Below are 16,052 nucleotides of genomic sequence, written 5' to 3'. Positions count from 1 at the left end.
CTAGTGTGCTGAATGCGAAGTTCGTGCGATTTCGCGGCAGCCGCTTTCACGAACTTCGCATTCATAAAGCACACACTAGAATCATAAGTTTGCTAGTGTCCTTATCGAATCCGAAGTTCGCTCCGAAGGTGCGGCGAATGATACGAACTTCGGATTCGGGACACTAGGCGGACGAGCCCTCGGATGCCTCCCGTCCGCTCTCGACGCCAAGCCGCATCATCGCATCGAACACCAGCATCGCGGCCGGTGACAGCGCGCGCTTGCGCAGCTTGATCAGCCCGTAACTCTCGAGCATCAGCTGGTCGCGGATGCGCAGCATCTTGAAGCGCTGCGGATCGAGCAGATCGAAGATCAGCAGGGGCACCGGCACGATTGCGTCGATCCCTGCGGCAATTCCGATCGATGCGGAGAAGGACTCGGTATTGATCATGCGCTGCGGCGGCGCAATGCCCCGGCTGTAGAACAGCCGCTCGAGGGCCTGGCGCATGAAGGATTCCCGCGGCTGGGAGATCCATTGCAGGTCGACCGTGTCCTCCAGATTGACGCTGTCGAGCGCGGCCAGCGGATGCTCGGCGCGAACCAGCAAGCCGGCCTGCTCGGCGCCGATCTCGTGATAGTCGAACTGTCCGGGATCGACGCCGGCGGGAATTCGCGCAACGACGAAATCGAGCTCGAGCGCGACCAGGCGCGCAACCAGCGGCGGGCTGGTGCTGACATCGAGTGAAATATTCACGCGGTGCAGCTTCTCGCCGAGATACTGCATGACATCGACGACGAGGTCGATGCTCGGCTTGGCGACCGTTCCGACCGATACGGTGCCGAGCTCGCCGGACCGGTAACCGGCGAATTCGTTGGTGACCCGGTCAAGGTCGGCCAGCACGCTCCTGCCGCCGCGGATCAGGATCGAGCCATAGGCCGTGGGCTCGACGCCGCGCGCCGTCCGTTCGAACAACGGAACCCGCGCCACTGCCTCGATTTCGGCCAGCATCTTGGATGCCGCCGACTGGGTGATGTTGAGCCGCTCGGCGGCCAGCTGCAGCTTCCGCTCACTATCGAGCGCGACCAGCAGGCGCAACTGGCGCAGTTTCAGATTATTGATCACGGCCCGCCACCATCCTGGCTCTTGATTCTATTTGACGCGCTTTCCTGCCGCGAACCGGCATCCACTTCGCTGGAAAACGCTCCAGGGTTCCCGCGTTCATACCGCGGTGCATCATGACAGTTTCGCCGTGGCTCCATTCCCAAATGCCATTAGTCACGCGGCGGTCGATTACACAACAATGAATGCAATACTTGCAAGGGCAAGGCGACGGACCGCTGCGGCTGCACGAAGGTGCCGCCCGGACAGCGCGATCACCGTGCGCCGAATCGAAAACCGGAAGGGATGGGAACGATGAGCGACGATGTCGAGAAGCGCGCAATCGGAAAGATGATGCGGCGGCTGATTCCGTTCCTCATCCTGTGTTACTTCGTGGCCTATCTCGATCGCGTCAATGTCGGCTTTGCCAAGCTGCACATGAACACGGCGCTTGGGCTCAGCGAAGCCGCCTATGGGCTCGGTGCGGGCCTGTTCTTCGTCGGCTACTTCTTCTTCGAAGTGCCCTCCAACATCCTTCTGGAACGGTTTGGCGCACGGCGCTGGATCGCCCGCATCATGATCAGCTGGGGCATCGTCTCGGCGGCATTCGCGTTCATCCCGCAGATGTCCGCGGCAAGCGGCGTCTCCAGCGAGTGGATATTCTACTTCCTTCGCCTGCTGCTCGGCGCCTGCGAGGCCGGCTTCTTCCCCGGCATCATCTTCTACCTGACCCTCTGGTTCCCGACGATCTACCGGGCCCGCGTCATCAGCCTGTTCATGCTCGCGATCCCGATCTCGAGCATCATCGGGGCGCCGATCTCGGGCCTGCTGCTCAACCTGTCCGGAGGCGGTCTGACCGGGTGGCAGTGGCTGTTCATCTGCGAGGCGCTGCCGTCGGTCCTCGTCGGCTTCGCTGTGCTGGCGATGCTGCCTGACTTCCCGCGTCAGGCGAGCTGGCTGCAGCCCGACGAGATCAAATGGGTCCAGAACACGCTTGAGATCGAACGGCAGAAGAAGGAAGCCGTAGAGCACATCTCGGTCATGCAATCGCTCACCGACTCGCGGGTGCTCGCCTGCGCGCTGGTGTATTTCTGTCTCAATGCAGCCAGCTACGGCGTCGCATTCTTCCTGCCGACCATCATCAAGGCGTTCGGCGTCACCGATACCCAGACCGGATTCATCGCCGCCCTGCCGTTCGTGTTCGGCGCGGTGGGCATGGTGCTGCTCGGCCGCCATTCCGACAAGACCGGTGAGCGGCGCTACCATGTCGCCGGCGCGCTGGTGCTGGCGGCTGTCGGCATCGGCCTGGCGGGACTGGTCTCAAGCCCGGTGCTGATCATCGGCCTGCTCTGCCTCGCGCAGATCGGCGTTTCGGCTGTGCCGCCGATGTTCTGGCCGATGCCGGCCAGCATCCTGAACGGCGCCTCGGCCGCGGCCGGCATTGCCGCGATCAACTCGCTCGGCAATCTGTCGGGCTTCGCGGGCCCATTCGCGATGGGCTATCTGAAGGACCTGACCGGTGGATTCACCGCAGGCCTGCTGCTGCTCGCGGTGGTCGGATTGATCGGCGCGCTGGTCACGATCAGGCTGCGGATCGATCCTGTCCTCGAGCGATCGATGCGCGAGCCGATGATGGCGCACTGAGGCGCCATCAGGAAACGCGTGAAGCGGCCTCCCGAAGCCAAGCGCGATGGCGATCCCATCGCGCCTTGGAGGTTGGTCAGGCCGCCACCACGCGCGGCCCCGCCACGACCGCTTCCGACGGCGCGCAGGGCTTGCTCAGCATCGTCACTTCGGAGAAGCCGACGGCCCTGAGCTGATCGACCATCGAGCGGCGGGCATCCTGCGCCATTGCGGCGTCGGGCACGACGACAGCCTGCGCCTTTGCGGTCAGCAGCTCGGCCGGCAGGTCGACGGCCGTGCCGGCGTCGAGCAGCACGTGGTCGTAGACCCGGAGCAGCGCGTCGATCGCAAGTGCCAGCCGCGGCGATTGCAGATGCGAGCGATCGAAGCCCGGACGCCCGGCGCTGACGATCTGAACCCGCGACTGCCGATCCTTGGTGATGATCTGTGCGAACGTCGCCTCACCCTGCATCAACTCGGCAAGGCCGGGCGCGCCGGGATCGACGGTCGCTGCCGTCAGCGCGGGTGAAGACGCGACGAGATCGACCACCACGACCTTGGCCTGACGCGCCATCAGACGGGCCAGCGTCAGCGCGGTCAGCGTGACGCTCTCGGCGGCAGCCGGGCCGAGCACCGTGACCTTGTGGGCGGCGGGGCCGGCCGCGACCAGACGTTCGGCCAGCTCATCGATCTCGTTGGCCGTCCGGGCGGGCGCGGGCTGCGGATCGCTGATGACCGGTTCATATGCGACTGCGGGTTCAGGCGACGGTTCCGGCTCGGGCGACAGGCTGGGTGCGAGCGGCGACGCGAGCTCAGGTTCAGGCGGCAGCGTCAATGCCGGCTCGATGGCTCCGGTCTCCATGACCGGCTCGCGGCGCCGGATCACTGCGGCGGCCGGCGCGAAGGCACGGCCCACCGCGCCGGGCGCGGAGATGCGCAGCAGCTCGCCGGTGATGATGATGCCGGACGACAGCAACAGCGTCGCCAGCGTCGCGATCAGCACGATCGGCAGCTTCTTCGGATAGGCCGGCGTGTTCGAAACCGTGGCGCGCGAGATGATGCGGCCGTCGGTCGGTGCCGCCTCGATGTTCTCGCGTGCCGTCGCCTCGCGATACTTCGCGAGATAGGCTTCCAGCAGATCGCGCTGCGCCTTGGCTTCACGCTCGAATCCGCGCAGCTGGACGTCCTGGCTGTTGCTCGACGACGCCTGCTTCTTCGATTGATCCAGGCCCACTTGCAGCGCCTGGACGCGGCCATCGGCGACGCGGGCGTCGTTGTCCAGCGAGCGCGAAATCTTGCCGGCTTCCTCGCGCAATTGGCGGTCGAGGTCGGCGATCTGCGCCTTCAGTTCCTTGATGCGCGGATGGTTGTCGAGCAGCGTCGACGACTGCTCGGCGAGCTGCGCGCGCAGCGTGCCGCGCTGCTCGGCGAGCCGGCGGATCAGCTCGGAGTTGAGCACTTCCGAGGCCTCGATCGGCTTGCCGCCCTGAAGCATCTCGCGGATCAGCCGCGCCTTGGTCTCGGCATCCGCCTTCAGCGCACGGGCATTGTTGAGCTGTGTGTTCAGCTCGCCCATCTGCTGGTTTGACAGCGGGATGTTGTTGGTGCCGACGAACAGGCTCGACTTGGAGCGGAATTCCTCGACCCGCGAATCCGCGTCCGCGACCTTGCTGCGCAGCTTGTCGATCTCGCCCAATAGCCAGGTACTGGCGGACTTGGCCTGGTCCTGCCGCGCCGCCTGCTGCAACACCAGATAACCGTCGGCAATCGAGTTGGCGACGCGCGCCGCAAGCTCGGGATCCTCCGACTGGAATTCGATCACCATGACGCGCGACTTGTCGACCGCAAAGGCCTGGAAGCGCTCGTAGTAGGAATCGAGCACCCGCTCTTCCGGCGTCAGGCTGAACGGGTCGCGGCCGATGCCGAACAGCGCCAGCAGCGACTTCAGCGGGGAAAAGCCCCGCAGCACCGGATCGAACTCGGGGCGCTCCGCGAGCTTGTTCTTCTTGATGATGTCGCGGGCGAGATCGCGCGACAGCAGCAGTTGCACCTGGCTCGTCACGGCCTCGGCGTCGAGCGAGGTGCGCTCGAGGTCGCGCTCGCCGTTCGGGCGCAGGAAGGCGTTCTCGCGATTGTCGATCAGGATTCGCGCTTCCGACTTGTAGCGCGGCGTCACGACGTTGACGGCGGCAAGCGACACCGCAAACACGAGCACGGTCGGCACGATGATCCAGCTTCGCTTGCGCGCCAGCGCGCGTCCGAGCACATGCAGATCGAGATCAGTCGCCTCCGCCGGACGCGTCGGCTTGTCAGGAGCTGATATCGGCGCAGCCGGCCTCGCAACGGCTTCGGCGGCAACGGGCGCGGACTTCGGCAACGCCCGTTGCACCGCGGCCTTTTCCTTGCCTCTACGCCAGAATGCAAAACGCATAACCAACTCCCGCGGACGCCGCGATTCCATCTCAATGGCCGCGATTACAGTCCATTAAGGTTGCTGCTGGGTTAATCGGCGCGGTTGACGGATGCGGCGGCCACCACCGCTCCGTCATCGTTTGTTAACCATGAGTACCGTTAATCGACGCCGATATTGTCCGTGGGATTCCTCACATGCGCGATCTGCGCGCTCCCCTCGTTTGTCTGATTGCTGCGCTCGCGCTGTCGGGCTGCATGGGCCGGACGTCGCCGGTTGCCGGTGACCCGGCCCTCGATTCGATGGCGTATGGGCAGCCAGCCTTTGCTGCGCCCGCGCCGATGGCCATGGCCTATGCCGATCCCGCGCCGACGCGCGCGGCCTACAATCTCGGTCCGGGCGACAGACTTCGCGTCGTGGTCTATGGCCAGGAAGGCCTGACCAATTCCTATGCGATCGACGCCGCCGGCGCGATCACGATGCCGTTGATCGGCCCGGTGCCGGCGCGTGGCCGGACGCCCGCGGGGCTCGCCGCCGAGATCACGGCACGGCTGCGCAACGGCTTCATCCGCGAGCCCTCGGTGGCGGTCGAGATCGAGTCCTACCGCCCGTTCTTCATCCTTGGCGAAGTCCAGGCCCCCGGCCAGTATCCCTATGTACCCAACATGACGGTCGAGAGCGCGGTGGCGATCGCCGGCGGCTTCTCGCCGCGCGCCAAGCGCGACGAGGTCACCCTCACCCATACCGATGCATCGGGCGCCGGCCGCTTCGTCGTTCCCGTGGGCACGCCGATCGGGCCCGGAGACACCGTCTTCATCGGCGAACGCTGGTTCTGATCGATGGCACAGGATCAAAATCAGGAACGGCTGCTTCGCATCCTGCACGTCGTCCGCGCCCCGGTCGGCGGCATCATCCGTCACATCCTCGATGTCGCCAACGGCCAGATTGAACGCGGCCACCATGTCGGCATCGTCGCCGACAGCCTGACCGGCGGCGCGCGGGCTGACGCTGTCCTTGCCGAGATCGAACCGCGCCTCAAGCTCGGCGTCCACCGGGTGGCGATCCGCCGCGAGCCGCGTTTCGCCGACTTCATGGTCTGGGCGCATATCGCCGGCCTGATCCGGAAGCTGAAACCCGATGTGGTCCACGGCCATGGCGCCAAGGCCGGCGCCTATGTCCGGCTGCGGCGGCGATCGAACAAGGTGATCCGGGTCTACACGCCGCATGGCGGCTCGCTGCACTACCCGCTCGACACCTGGAAGGGCCGCTTCTACAGCCAGCTCGAGCGCACGCTGATGAACAGCACCGACCTGTTCCTGTTCGAGAGCGCATTTGCCCGCGACACCTATCAGCGGACCGTGGGCAAACCCTCAGGCCTCGGGCGCTGCGTCTTCAACGGCGTCACGTCGGAGGAATTCGAACCGGTCGCCAAAGCCGACGACGCCTCCGACGTGGCCTATGTCGGCGAATTCCGGCGCATCAAGGGCGCCGATCTCCTGATCGACGCGGTCGCCAAGCTGCGCGCCGATGGCAAGCCGGTAACGCTGACGCTCGGCGGCGACGGCGAAGAGTTCGAGCGGCTCAAGGAGCAGGTGAAGCGGCTTTCGCTCGGCGATGCCGTTCGCTTCATCGGCCACGTCAAGGCGCGCTACGGCTTCTCGAAGGGCAGCGTTCTCGTGGTTCCCTCGCGTGGCGATTCGATGCCTTATGTGGTGATCGAGGCCGGTGCTGCAGGAATTCCGATGATCGCCGCCAATGTCGGCGGCATCCCCGAGATCTTCGATACCCACACCGACGCGCTGTTCGCGCCCAGCAATGCCGGCGCGATGGCCGACGCCATCAAGGCCGCACTCGACAATCCCGCGGCGACCGCGGCGCGCGCCGAGCAACTGCGCGAGCGGATTTCCGCACATTTCTCGCAGAGCGCGATGGTCGAGGGCGTGCTGGCCGGCTATCGCGACGCATTTGCCAAACGTTAACTATCTCTTACACGCGTAACCGTTTCTTCCGATTTGTCCCTTAACTCACGTCCGGGGGAATTTCGCTGCTGCGCGCGGATGCTCATCTGCAAGCACAGGAATGGACGTGGACTCGTGGAACCGTTTAACGCACGCTCGATGCTGGATGCCGCTGCGTCTGCGACGGCCGCTCGGCCGCAGGTCGAACGCCGCCGCCGCCTGTCGCCGGCCGCGCTCGCCGTTACCAATCAGAAAGTTCGCAGCGCCTACTCGCCGGTCGTGATAACCGGCGTGGTTCGCCTTGCCGATTTCGTGCTGCTCAGTCTGGTCGGCGTCGGGCTCTATTTTGCCTATATCAGGCCGCTCGCTATCCATTGGGGATATATCGCATCGATCCTCGGCATGTCGGCTGCGGCGGTGGTCTGCTTCCAGGCCGCGGACATCTACCAGGTACAGATCTTCCGCGGCCAGCTTCGTCAGATGACGCGGATGATCTCGTCATGGGCGTTTGTGTTCCTGCTGTTCATCGGGGTCTCCTTCCTGGTCAAGCTCGGCGGCGAGGTCTCGCGGGTCTGGCTGTCGTCGTTCTTCTGCGTCGGCCTCGCGGTGCTGATCGCCGAACGGCTGGCGTTGCGCTCGATGGTGCGCGCCTGGGCGCATGACGGCCGGCTCGACCGCCGCACCATCATCGTCGGCGCCGACCAGAACGGCGAGAAGCTGATCGAGGCGCTCAATGCCGACGATGATTCCGACATCCACGTGCTCGGCGTGTTCGACGACCGCAATGACGCCCGCGCCATGGAGACTTGCGCCGGCTCACCGAAGCTCGGCAAGGTCGACGACATTGTCGAGTTCGCCCGCCGCACCCGCGTCGACCTCGTGCTGTTCGCCCTGCCGATATCGGCGGAGACCCGCATCCTGGAGATGCTGAAGAAGCTCTGGGTGCTGCCGGTCGACATCCGCCTGTCGGCCCATACCAACAAGCTGCGCTTCCGCCCGCGTTCCTATTCCTATGTCGGCAAGGTGCCGACGCTCGACGTGTTCGAGGCGCCGATCACCGACTGGGATCTGGTGCTGAAATGGCTGTTCGACCGCGTGGTCGGCGGCCTCGCCCTGCTTGCGGCACTGCCGGTGCTCGGACTGGTGGCGCTTGCGGTGAAGCTCGACAGCCCCGGCCCGGTGCTGTTCCGCCAGAAGCGCTTCGGCTTCAACAATGAGCGGATCGACGTCTACAAGTTCCGCTCGCTCTACCACCACCAGGCCGATCCGACCGCCTCCAAGGTGGTGACCAAGAACGATCCGCGCGTCACCCGCGTCGGCCGCTTCATCCGCAAGTCCTCGCTCGACGAACTGCCGCAGCTCTTCAATGTGGTGCTGAAGGGCAATCTCTCGCTGGTCGGCCCGCGTCCGCACGCCGTGCAGAGCAAGCTGGAAAACCGCCTGTTCGACGAGGCCGTCGACGGTTACTTCGCCCGCCACCGCGTCAAGCCCGGCATCACGGGCTGGGCGCAGATCAACGGCTGGCGCGGCGAAGTCGACACCGACGAGAAGATCCAGAAGCGCGTCGAATACGACCTCTATTACATCGAGAACTGGTCGGTGCTGTTCGACCTTTACATCCTGCTCAAGACCCCGTTCTCGCTGCTGACCAAGAGCGAAAACGCGTACTGAGAACTAGACTTACTGCCGTCATTGCGAGCGCAGCGAAGCAATCCATATCGCAGCTCGGGGATAGGTGGATTGCTTCCGCCTTCGCCAAGGCTTCGGCGGACAAGTCGTCGCTTTGGACCGTGTGATGTCGAAGTAGCGTACTGAACGTTGTTGTATCGAGTAGCGTGAGTATCCGATGGCCTATGCGGCGACAGCCGGGACGTCCCATTCGCCGACATCGGCTCCGTCAGGCGTGCTGGCGCTGCAGCGGGCGCTGGTGTGGCTCGCCGGCGCGTCGATCGCCATCGTGTTCATCGAACCGAGCCCGTATGAACTCGTCACGCTGACCGCCTGCGTGCTGTTCTTCGCCACGGGCCTGCGCATGCAGCTCGCGTTCATGCCGCTGTTGTTCGCGCTGATCGTGCTCAATGTCGGCTACAGCATCGGCGCGGTGCCGTTCCTCGACAAGCCGGAGGTGGTGAACTGGGTCCTCACCTCCTGGTACATGGCTGTCACCGTCATCTTCTTCGCGATGGTGATGTCGGAGGATACCGAAGCGCGGCTCGACATGCTGCGCCGCGGCCTGATCGTCGGCGCAATGATCGCCTCGCTTGCGGGCATCGCCGGCTACTTCCATCTGGTGCCCGGCGGCTATGATCTGCTGACGCTGTATGACCGCGCCCGCGGCACATTCAAGGATCCGAACGTGCTCGGCGCGTTCCTGATCCTGCCGGCGCTGTTCACGCTGCAAAGCGTGGTCACCGACCGCTTCGGCAAGGCATTCCGCAACGCCATCGCCTTCGGCATCATCTCGCTTGCTATCCTGCTGTCGTTCTCCCGCGCCGCCTGGGGCGGCCTGATCGTCACTGCGGCCTTCATGCTGGCCTTGATGGTGTTCACCAGCCGCTCGCAGGCGCAACGCTCGCGCATCATCGTGATGACCCTGATCGCCGCGATCCTCGCCGTCGCCCTGATCGCAGTGCTGCTCTCGATCGGCTCCGTCGCCGACATGTTCAAGCAGCGCGCGAGCTTCGACCAGAGCTACGACGAAGGTCGCTTCGGCCGCTTCGGCCGTCATATCCTCGGCGCCCAGATGGCGCTCGAACTACCGTTCGGCATCGGGCCGCTGCAATTCCACACCTACTTCCCCGAAGACACCCACAACTCCTTCCTCAACGCCTTCATGTCGGGCGGCTGGATCTCGGGCATCTGCTATCCGGCGCTGGTGTTCGTCAGCGCAATCATCGGCTTCCGCTACGTCTACAAGCGGGTGCCGTGGCAGCGCGACTATCTGGCGATCTTCTCGGCATTCCTCGGCATCGTCGGCGAGAGCTTCATCATCGATACCGACCATTGGCGGCACTTCTGGCTGATGCTCGGCACGATGTGGGGCATGTACGCGGCGACCGAGCGCACCCGCGCGACACCGGCCGAGGTCAGCGACGAGACTTCGGCGGCAGCTTGAGCTCGGCGCGCTGCTCCGGCGGCATGTCGATCACTGCCTTCAATGCCCCGGTCGCTTCCAGCACGCCCTTGTAGCCGTCATTGGCGAAGCGCAGCAGAAGGCGCAGTTCGTCGTCGGTGTAGCGGCTCCAGAGTTTGAGCATCGCCTCCTGCATCGGCACGTAGAACTTGCCGATCTCCGCCGCCTTTTCCTCCACCACCGAGATGAAGACCTTGCGGCGGTCGCTGTCGTCCCGCTCGCGGCGCACGTAACCCGCCTTCTCCAGACGGTCGACCACGCCGGTGATCGCGCCGGTGGTCAACCCGGTGACTTCGGCGAGACGCCCTGCGGTCACGCGCCCTTCAAGGTGCAGGATGTCCATGCATTCCATGTCGGAATTGGAGATTCCGGCCATGTTTGCAACGGCTTGGCCGTACATCACGCCCTGCGCGGATGACCGGCGCATCGCCTCCTCGAGTTCCTGCATCAGCGCTGCGCGCGATTTCGCACTTGACAAAGCTGCTCCTGTATCTTACTCGCCTACTATCTTATTATCTAAGATAATTAGCAACTGACCTTTCGTACCCCACACGGATGCATGGAGCAAGGCATGACCTCACGTCCCCGTAAAGCTCTGATCATCGGCGCCGGCATCGCAGGTCCAGTGACAGCGATGTTCCTGACCCGCGCCGGCATCGAGGCCGAACTCTATGAAGCATGGCCCTACTCCACCGGGATCGGCGGCGGCTTGCAGATCGCACCGAACGGCATGCATGTGCTGGCCGAGCTCGGCCTCGCCGACGAACTGATCCGCAGCGGCTCGATCGCGGAGTCGTTCGATTTCTACTCGCAGGCCGGCAAGAAGCTCGGCTCGCTCAACCAGAACATGCAGCAGCGCTTCGGCCAGCCCGCGGTGAACATGTGCCGCGCGACGTTGAACGAGATGCTGATCGACAAGGCCTGGGGCTCCAACGTCTCGGTGTTCTTCGAGAAGAAGCTGGTGAAGATCGAGGATCGCGGCGACCAGCCGGTCATCGCCTATTTCAACGACGGCACCACCGCCGAGGGCGATTTCGTGATCGGCGCCGACGGCGTGCATTCGGCGGTGCGGCGGCACGTGATCCCGGACGGCCCGACGCCGTTCGACACCGGGCTGATCGGCTTCGGCGGCTTCGTGCCGCGGGCCATGTTCGAGCGCCTGCCGATCGGTCAGAAGGTGGAGACGACGTTCGGGCAAAGCGGCTTTTTCGGTTACGGCCTGTGCAGCCCCGATCCGGACAGGGGTGGAATGTGGTGGAGCACGCAGCCGTCGCACGGCATGACCGCGGCCGCCTACCGGCTGCAGAGCCAGGATGCGATCAGGCAGCACCTGCGCGATTTCCACGCCGGCTGGCACGCGCCGATCCCCGAGATCATCGGGGCCGCCGAGAACATCGTGGTGACCGATACGCTCGACGTCGCGACGCTGCCGACCTGGTCGCGCAAGCGCACGCTCCTGATCGGCGACGCCGCGCACGCCACCAGCCCGCATGCCGGCCAGGGCGCGTCGCTCGCGCTGGAGGACGCGCTGCGGCTCGGCATGCTGATGCGCGACGGCCAGGAGCTCGGCCTGACCTTCCAGGCCTTCGAGCACGAGCGGCGCCCGCGCGCCGAGAAGATCGTGGCGATCGCCCGCCGCAACGGCAACAGCAAGCGCGAATTCGGCCCGACCGGCGCCTGGCTTCGCGATCACATGCTGAAGCTGCTGCTGCCAGTGTCGTCCAAGGGCATGGACTTCATGTACGCCTACAACCCGCGCGCGGCAGCGTAGCTACCAGCTGTCATGCCCCGCGAAAGCGGGGCATCCAGTATTCCAGAGACAGCTGTGCGTGAGCGAGAGGCCGCAGCGTACTGGGTCGCCCGGTCGAGCCGGGCGATGACAGCGGTGGCGGTTGCACGAAGTTACTTCTCGACCTCGAACGTCAGCCCGGCGTGATCGACCAGCCGCTTGATCAGCTTGTGCTGCATCGCCGCTCCCGGCGTCCAGAAGCCGGCGGCGACGTCGGGCGTGTCGCGCAACAGGCAGATCGCGCATTCCGAGATCATCTTCGAGGTCGAGCCGTAGCCGGGATCGCGGTCGCCCTTGATGCCGGCGCGGACCATGCGGCCGTCGGGCGCGACCGCGATATAGAGCAGATCGTAGCGACCGTTCTCGCGCTCCTCCTTCGACGGCCCCTCGCCCGGCTTCGGCGCGCTCGGACCGGTCTTCTCCGAATTCAGCGCCATCACGCGCTTGGCGTTGGCCTCCCCCTTCTCGCCGGGACCGGTCAGGACCATCTCGTCGTAGACGAACTCCTTGCCGTAGGGAAAGCCCATCAGCATGTTGGAGCGATGAACGTTGCGCGTGTTGATCAGTGCCATCATGAACGGCGCGGTCCATGAGTGCAGGTCGTCCTCATAGGCCGGCTTGCTGCCGCGCGGCTGCTTCGGGCCCTCGAAGCCCGGCGTCAGCGCGAACGGGTTGTTGAGGATCGCGACTCGGCTCAAGTCCTTGGCGACCGCATCGAAGGTTGCCTTGGCGCTCGCGGCCGTGCCGCCGGACAGCGTGCCGCGCATGTCGCGCACGCGGCCCTTGACGCGCTGCGCCGGCGCACCGAACACCCGCTTGGCTTCCTCCTGGACAAAGAAGGCGCCGAGCTCGAACGGCACCGAGTCGAAACCGCAGGAGAACACGATGCGCGCCCCGTTGGCCTTTGCGGCGGCCTCGTGCTTGTCGATCATCTGCCGCATCCAGACCGGCTCGCCGCAAAGATCGAAATAGTCGGTGCCGCTTTCCACGCAGGCCGCGATCAATTCGTTGCCATAGAGCTGATACGGACCAACCGTCGAGATGACCGACTTGGTTTGCGCCAGCATTGCCTCCAGCGATGCGGCGTCGCTGGCATCGGCGACGATCAGCGGCGTGTCGGCGGGCGCGCCGATCGCGTCGCGAACCGCCGAGAGCTTGTCCTTGCTGCGACCGGCCATCGCCCATTTCAGGCTGCCGTCGCGATAATGCGCCGCGAGATATTCGGCGACGAGCTGGCCGGTGAAGCCGGTCGCGCCATAGACGACGATGTCGAGTTTCGACGAGGACATGGATCGGGCTCCCTGCGCAGCAAAATGGGCGCCCCTTTTGTCATCGCGGGCGCGGCGACGCAATCTGCTATTTATTGCCGCTATTTCTTGCAGCTATTTCTTGTAGGATACGCCCATGCCGGCGCGCACGTCGGCCTGGATCCCGTACGGTGCGATCGGGTAGCGCAGGCCGTTCTTGGCGAGCTGCTTCATCCCCGCGATCGCCTTCGCCAGATAGGCCGGCGGCAGCGCCATCAGCATCTCCTCGTCGGGCACGCCGCCGTAGCGGCGTTCGGCGAAACACGGCAGTGACAGGCTCGGCTCGCCGGTCTTCAGCGCCCGGCCCCACGAGTCCGCGCACGCGGTTTCGCCGACCACGCCCCACTCGAACTTCTTGTAGCCGGTGTACTGCAGTCCGTTGATCAGGATGATCATCTGTCCCGGCGTCGCGTAGACGAGGCAGATGTCGGGTGGATTGAGACGTCCGCTGGTCAGCGGGCTCACCGCCATCGCCTGGTACTGACCGTAAGGCACCACGTCGAGCGCCTCCTGGCGCTTGCGCGCGTCTTCTGCCGTGCCGTGCCAGACGCCGACATAGTTCTCGCCGGCAAGCCACTTCTCGTCCTGCGGCGCTAGCCCGATCACCGCGCGGCATTGCGCGCCGACCAGATCATCGCCGGTAATGCCGACCGTCCAGCCGAGCCGCGAGGCCATGCTGACGATCTGGTCCGTGGTATGGACCGCCGATGGGCGGCGGATCTTCGGGATCGCCTCCATCTCCTCGACCCGCGCGAACATCTTGATGCCGATGACCGTGGTCTTCAGCCGCAGCAGGCTATTCAGGTCGGCCACGATTGCGGAGAGGTCGAACTGTTCCGGCGATGTCTGCTGTTGCATGGCGAAAACTCCCGTGATCGGCGGCTTGGCGCCGCCTGTTGATTTGATGTTAGCCGGATTGGCCGAGGGAAGCGACAAGCTCGTGGTGCGGCTCAACGCGCGGCCGGTCCCGGCAGCAAATCGTCGGTCTTGCCCGCCAGATGATAGGCCATGAGCCCGATCCACTCCCGCGTGCCGAGATCGGTGCGCGACAGGCCCTCGATCGCGAGCGTCGCGAAACCCATGACATTGCCGACGCGCCAGTCGACCGGATAGGCCTCGACGTCGAATCCCGCCTTGCGGAACAGCCCGACCGACCTCGGCATGTGATAGGCCGAGGTCACGAGCAGCCAGCGCTCGCCCGGCTTGGGATCGACCAGCGCCTTGGAGAACTCTGCATTCTCCAGCGTATTGCGCGAGCGGCGCTCGATGATCAATCGCGATTTGGCGATGCCGAGGCTCTCGAACATCTCGGCGGCATAGTCGGCTTCGCGTGCGTCGTTCGAGATCAGGTTCGCGCTGCCGCCGGTGAACACGAGCCGGGCATCCGGATATCTGCGCGCGAGTGCCGCCGCCGCGATGACGCGATCCGCCGCAGTGCGCACCACCGGCGTGCCATGCGCAACCGACAGATCGGCATCGATCGAGCCGCCGAGCACGATGATGCCGTCGGGCGCGCCGCGCGAAGCGTCCCATGGTGGAAAGCGCTGCTCCAGGGTGGAGATCAGGACGTTGCCGAGCGGCGAGAAGCCGCAGATCGCGAGCACCACCAGCGAGCCAACCATCAACCTGCGGCCGAGCCGGGCAAACCGCGTCAAAAGCAGAACGGTGCCGATCACACCGATACCGATCAGGAAATTGATCGGCAGCAGCATGATGCCGAGCGTCTTGGAGAGTACAAAAAACAAGGGAAGCCTCTGCGAAGTTCTGCTACAGCGTCATACGCTGCCGGGAGTGCAATAAAAAGAAGTCACATGACCCATCATCATCTGAAATCCAGTGCCGAAACCTGCCATTGGGGCTTCTTCGAAGCAAAGCTGAAACCGGTCCTGACCATCGCGAGCGGCGACGAGGTCACGATCGAGACCGTCAGCGGCGGCCCCGACGTGGTGCCCGACCGCGGCAAATTCGTGGTCCCTCCGGAGCTCGACGATATCCATGCGAAGAGCGAGCGGATGGTGCCCGGGCACATCCTGACCGGCCCGATCGCCGTCAGTGGCGCCGAGCCCGGCGACGTGCTCGAGGTCGATATTCTCGACGTCCAGCTCCGCCAGGACTGGGGCTACAATCTGATCAAGCCGCTGTCCGGCACCCTGCCCGACGACTTCCACGAGACCCGCATCCTCAACATCCCGCTCGATCGCGTGCGCATGGTCGGCCGCATGCCGTGGGGGCTCGACCTGCCGCTGAAGCCGTTCTTCGGCGTGATGGGCGTGTCGCCGCCGCCGGCCTGGGGCCGCATCTCCTCGCTGATCCCGCGCGCGATGGGCGGCAATCTCGACAACAAGGAGCTCGGGGCCGGCGCCAAGCTGTATCTGCCGGTGTTCGTGCCGGGCGCGCTGTTCTCCTGCGGCGACGGCCATGGGGTGCAGGGCGACGGCGAGGTCTGCGTCACCGCGATCGAGACCGCGCTCACCGGCCGCTTCCGCCTGACCCTGCGCAAAGACCTCAGGCTCGCCTATCCGCGTGCCGAGACCGCTGACCATTACATGACCATGGCGATGGATCCCGATCTCGACCAGTGCGTGGTACGGGCGCTGCGCGACATGATCGTGTTGCTCGGCGAGAAGCGCAATCTGTCGCGCGAGGACGCCTATACGCTGTGCAGCCTGGCCGCCGACCTGCGCGTCACGCAAACGGTCAACGGCTCCAAGGGCATTCACTGCATGATCGCCAAATCGGTCGTTCACGGCTGAC

13 protein-coding genes are annotated in these 16,052 nt (G+C 65.0%); 7 read left to right on the top strand and 6 right to left on the bottom strand.

The features are described from left to right. Positions 1 to 163: 163 nt before the first annotated feature. Complete coding sequence (locus ACE10Z_RS22265) at positions 164 to 1,102, bottom strand: LysR family transcriptional regulator (RefSeq protein WP_375782682.1); 939 nt, start codon at positions 1,100 to 1,102, stop codon at positions 164 to 166. Positions 1,103 to 1,384: 282 nt separating this feature from the next. On the opposite strand from ACE10Z_RS22265, the gene ACE10Z_RS22260 reads away from it, so the two are divergent. Beyond that, entirely contained in the window at positions 1,385 to 2,722 is a 1,338-nt protein-coding gene (locus ACE10Z_RS22260) for an MFS transporter (RefSeq protein ID WP_375782681.1), read from the top strand. Between the two features lie 76 nt (positions 2,723 to 2,798). Here the strand turns inward: ACE10Z_RS22260 and ACE10Z_RS22255 are convergent, their stop codons facing one another. Beyond that, positions 2,799 to 5,132: a GumC family protein gene (locus ACE10Z_RS22255; RefSeq protein ID WP_375782680.1), complete on the bottom strand. Its 2,334-nt coding sequence runs from the start codon at positions 5,130 to 5,132 to the stop codon at positions 2,799 to 2,801. Between the two features lie 176 nt (positions 5,133 to 5,308). Between ACE10Z_RS22255 and ACE10Z_RS22250 the strand changes: the two genes are divergently transcribed. From ACE10Z_RS22250 to ACE10Z_RS22235, 4 genes are all read left to right on the top strand, one after another. Continuing rightward, the gene (locus ACE10Z_RS22250; RefSeq protein ID WP_375782679.1) at positions 5,309 to 5,947 is read left to right on the top strand and encodes a polysaccharide biosynthesis/export family protein; all 639 of its coding nucleotides are present in this window, start codon (positions 5,309 to 5,311) and stop codon (positions 5,945 to 5,947) included. Positions 5,948 to 5,950: 3 nt separating this feature from the next. Continuing rightward, positions 5,951 to 7,090 carry a glycosyltransferase family 4 protein gene (locus tag ACE10Z_RS22245; protein ID WP_375782678.1) on the top strand — a complete coding sequence of 380 codons (1,140 nt, stop codon included), beginning with the start codon at positions 5,951 to 5,953 and terminating at the stop codon, positions 7,088 to 7,090. 114 nt (positions 7,091 to 7,204) lie between these two features. Next, the gene (locus ACE10Z_RS22240; RefSeq protein WP_375782677.1) at positions 7,205 to 8,740 is read left to right on the top strand and encodes an undecaprenyl-phosphate glucose phosphotransferase; all 1,536 of its coding nucleotides are present in this window, start codon (positions 7,205 to 7,207) and stop codon (positions 8,738 to 8,740) included. A 175-nt stretch (positions 8,741 to 8,915) separates the two neighbouring features. Then, complete coding sequence (locus ACE10Z_RS22235; RefSeq protein ID WP_375782676.1) at positions 8,916 to 10,184, top strand: O-antigen ligase family protein; 1,269 nt, start codon at positions 8,916 to 8,918, stop codon at positions 10,182 to 10,184. Here the strand turns inward: ACE10Z_RS22235 and ACE10Z_RS22230 are convergent. Beyond that, positions 10,156 to 10,650, bottom strand: coding sequence for a MarR family transcriptional regulator (locus ACE10Z_RS22230; RefSeq protein WP_375789898.1), 495 nt, complete (start codon positions 10,648 to 10,650; stop codon positions 10,156 to 10,158). The genes ACE10Z_RS22235 and ACE10Z_RS22230 overlap by 29 nt on opposite strands. A gap of 123 nt (positions 10,651 to 10,773) precedes the next feature. Here ACE10Z_RS22230 and ACE10Z_RS22225 point away from each other — a divergent pair, with 123 nt between their 5' ends. After that, the gene (locus ACE10Z_RS22225; RefSeq protein ID WP_375782675.1) at positions 10,774 to 11,973 is read left to right on the top strand and encodes an FAD-dependent monooxygenase; all 1,200 of its coding nucleotides are present in this window, start codon (positions 10,774 to 10,776) and stop codon (positions 11,971 to 11,973) included. A gap of 131 nt (positions 11,974 to 12,104) precedes the next feature. On the opposite strand, the gene ACE10Z_RS22220 is transcribed toward ACE10Z_RS22225, so the two are convergent. The 3 genes from ACE10Z_RS22220 to ACE10Z_RS22210 form a co-directional block, all read right to left on the bottom strand. Beyond that, on the bottom strand, positions 12,105 to 13,280 hold the full coding sequence (locus ACE10Z_RS22220) for a saccharopine dehydrogenase family protein (protein ID WP_375782674.1): 1,176 nt from the start codon (positions 13,278 to 13,280) through the stop codon (positions 12,105 to 12,107). A gap of 93 nt (positions 13,281 to 13,373) precedes the next feature. Then, positions 13,374 to 14,156 (bottom strand): DUF169 domain-containing protein, encoded by a 783-nt coding sequence (locus ACE10Z_RS22215; RefSeq protein WP_375782673.1) that lies wholly within the window; start codon positions 14,154 to 14,156, stop codon positions 13,374 to 13,376. A gap of 92 nt (positions 14,157 to 14,248) precedes the next feature. Further along, positions 14,249 to 15,043: a YdcF family protein gene (locus ACE10Z_RS22210; RefSeq protein WP_375782672.1), complete on the bottom strand. Its 795-nt coding sequence runs from the start codon at positions 15,041 to 15,043 to the stop codon at positions 14,249 to 14,251. A gap of 66 nt (positions 15,044 to 15,109) precedes the next feature. Between ACE10Z_RS22210 and ACE10Z_RS22205 the strand changes: the two genes are divergently transcribed. Beyond that, entirely contained in the window at positions 15,110 to 16,051 is a 942-nt protein-coding gene (locus ACE10Z_RS22205) for an acetamidase/formamidase family protein (protein ID WP_375782671.1), read from the top strand. Position 16,052: the final 1 nt, after the last annotated feature.

Source organism: Bradyrhizobium sp. Pha-3 (assembly GCF_042258615.1).
In the GTDB taxonomy this organism is placed as follows: domain Bacteria; phylum Pseudomonadota; class Alphaproteobacteria; order Rhizobiales; family Xanthobacteraceae; genus Bradyrhizobium.
This window is presented reverse-complemented; position numbering and strand designations above follow the sequence as displayed.

Coding starts and splice junctions, on each gene's coding strand:
- ACE10Z_RS22230 (WP_375789898.1), bottom strand. CDS start 10,650: ATGCAGGAACTCGAGGAGGCGATGCGCCGGTCATCCGCGCAGGGCGTG.
- ACE10Z_RS22250 (WP_375782679.1), top strand. CDS start 5,309: ATGCGCGATCTGCGCGCTCCCCTCGTTTGTCTGATTGCTGCGCTCGCG.
- ACE10Z_RS22245 (WP_375782678.1), top strand. CDS start 5,951: ATGGCACAGGATCAAAATCAGGAACGGCTGCTTCGCATCCTGCACGTC.
- ACE10Z_RS22220 (WP_375782674.1), bottom strand. CDS start 13,280: ATGTCCTCGTCGAAACTCGACATCGTCGTCTATGGCGCGACCGGCTTC.
- ACE10Z_RS22205 (WP_375782671.1), top strand. CDS start 15,110: ATGACCCATCATCATCTGAAATCCAGTGCCGAAACCTGCCATTGGGGC.
- ACE10Z_RS22255 (WP_375782680.1), bottom strand. CDS start 5,132: ATGCGTTTTGCATTCTGGCGTAGAGGCAAGGAAAAGGCCGCGGTGCAA.
- ACE10Z_RS22235 (WP_375782676.1), top strand. CDS start 8,916: ATGGCCTATGCGGCGACAGCCGGGACGTCCCATTCGCCGACATCGGCT.
- ACE10Z_RS22225 (WP_375782675.1), top strand. CDS start 10,774: ATGACCTCACGTCCCCGTAAAGCTCTGATCATCGGCGCCGGCATCGCA.
- ACE10Z_RS22260 (WP_375782681.1), top strand. CDS start 1,385: ATGGGAACGATGAGCGACGATGTCGAGAAGCGCGCAATCGGAAAGATG.
- ACE10Z_RS22215 (WP_375782673.1), bottom strand. CDS start 14,156: ATGCAACAGCAGACATCGCCGGAACAGTTCGACCTCTCCGCAATCGTG.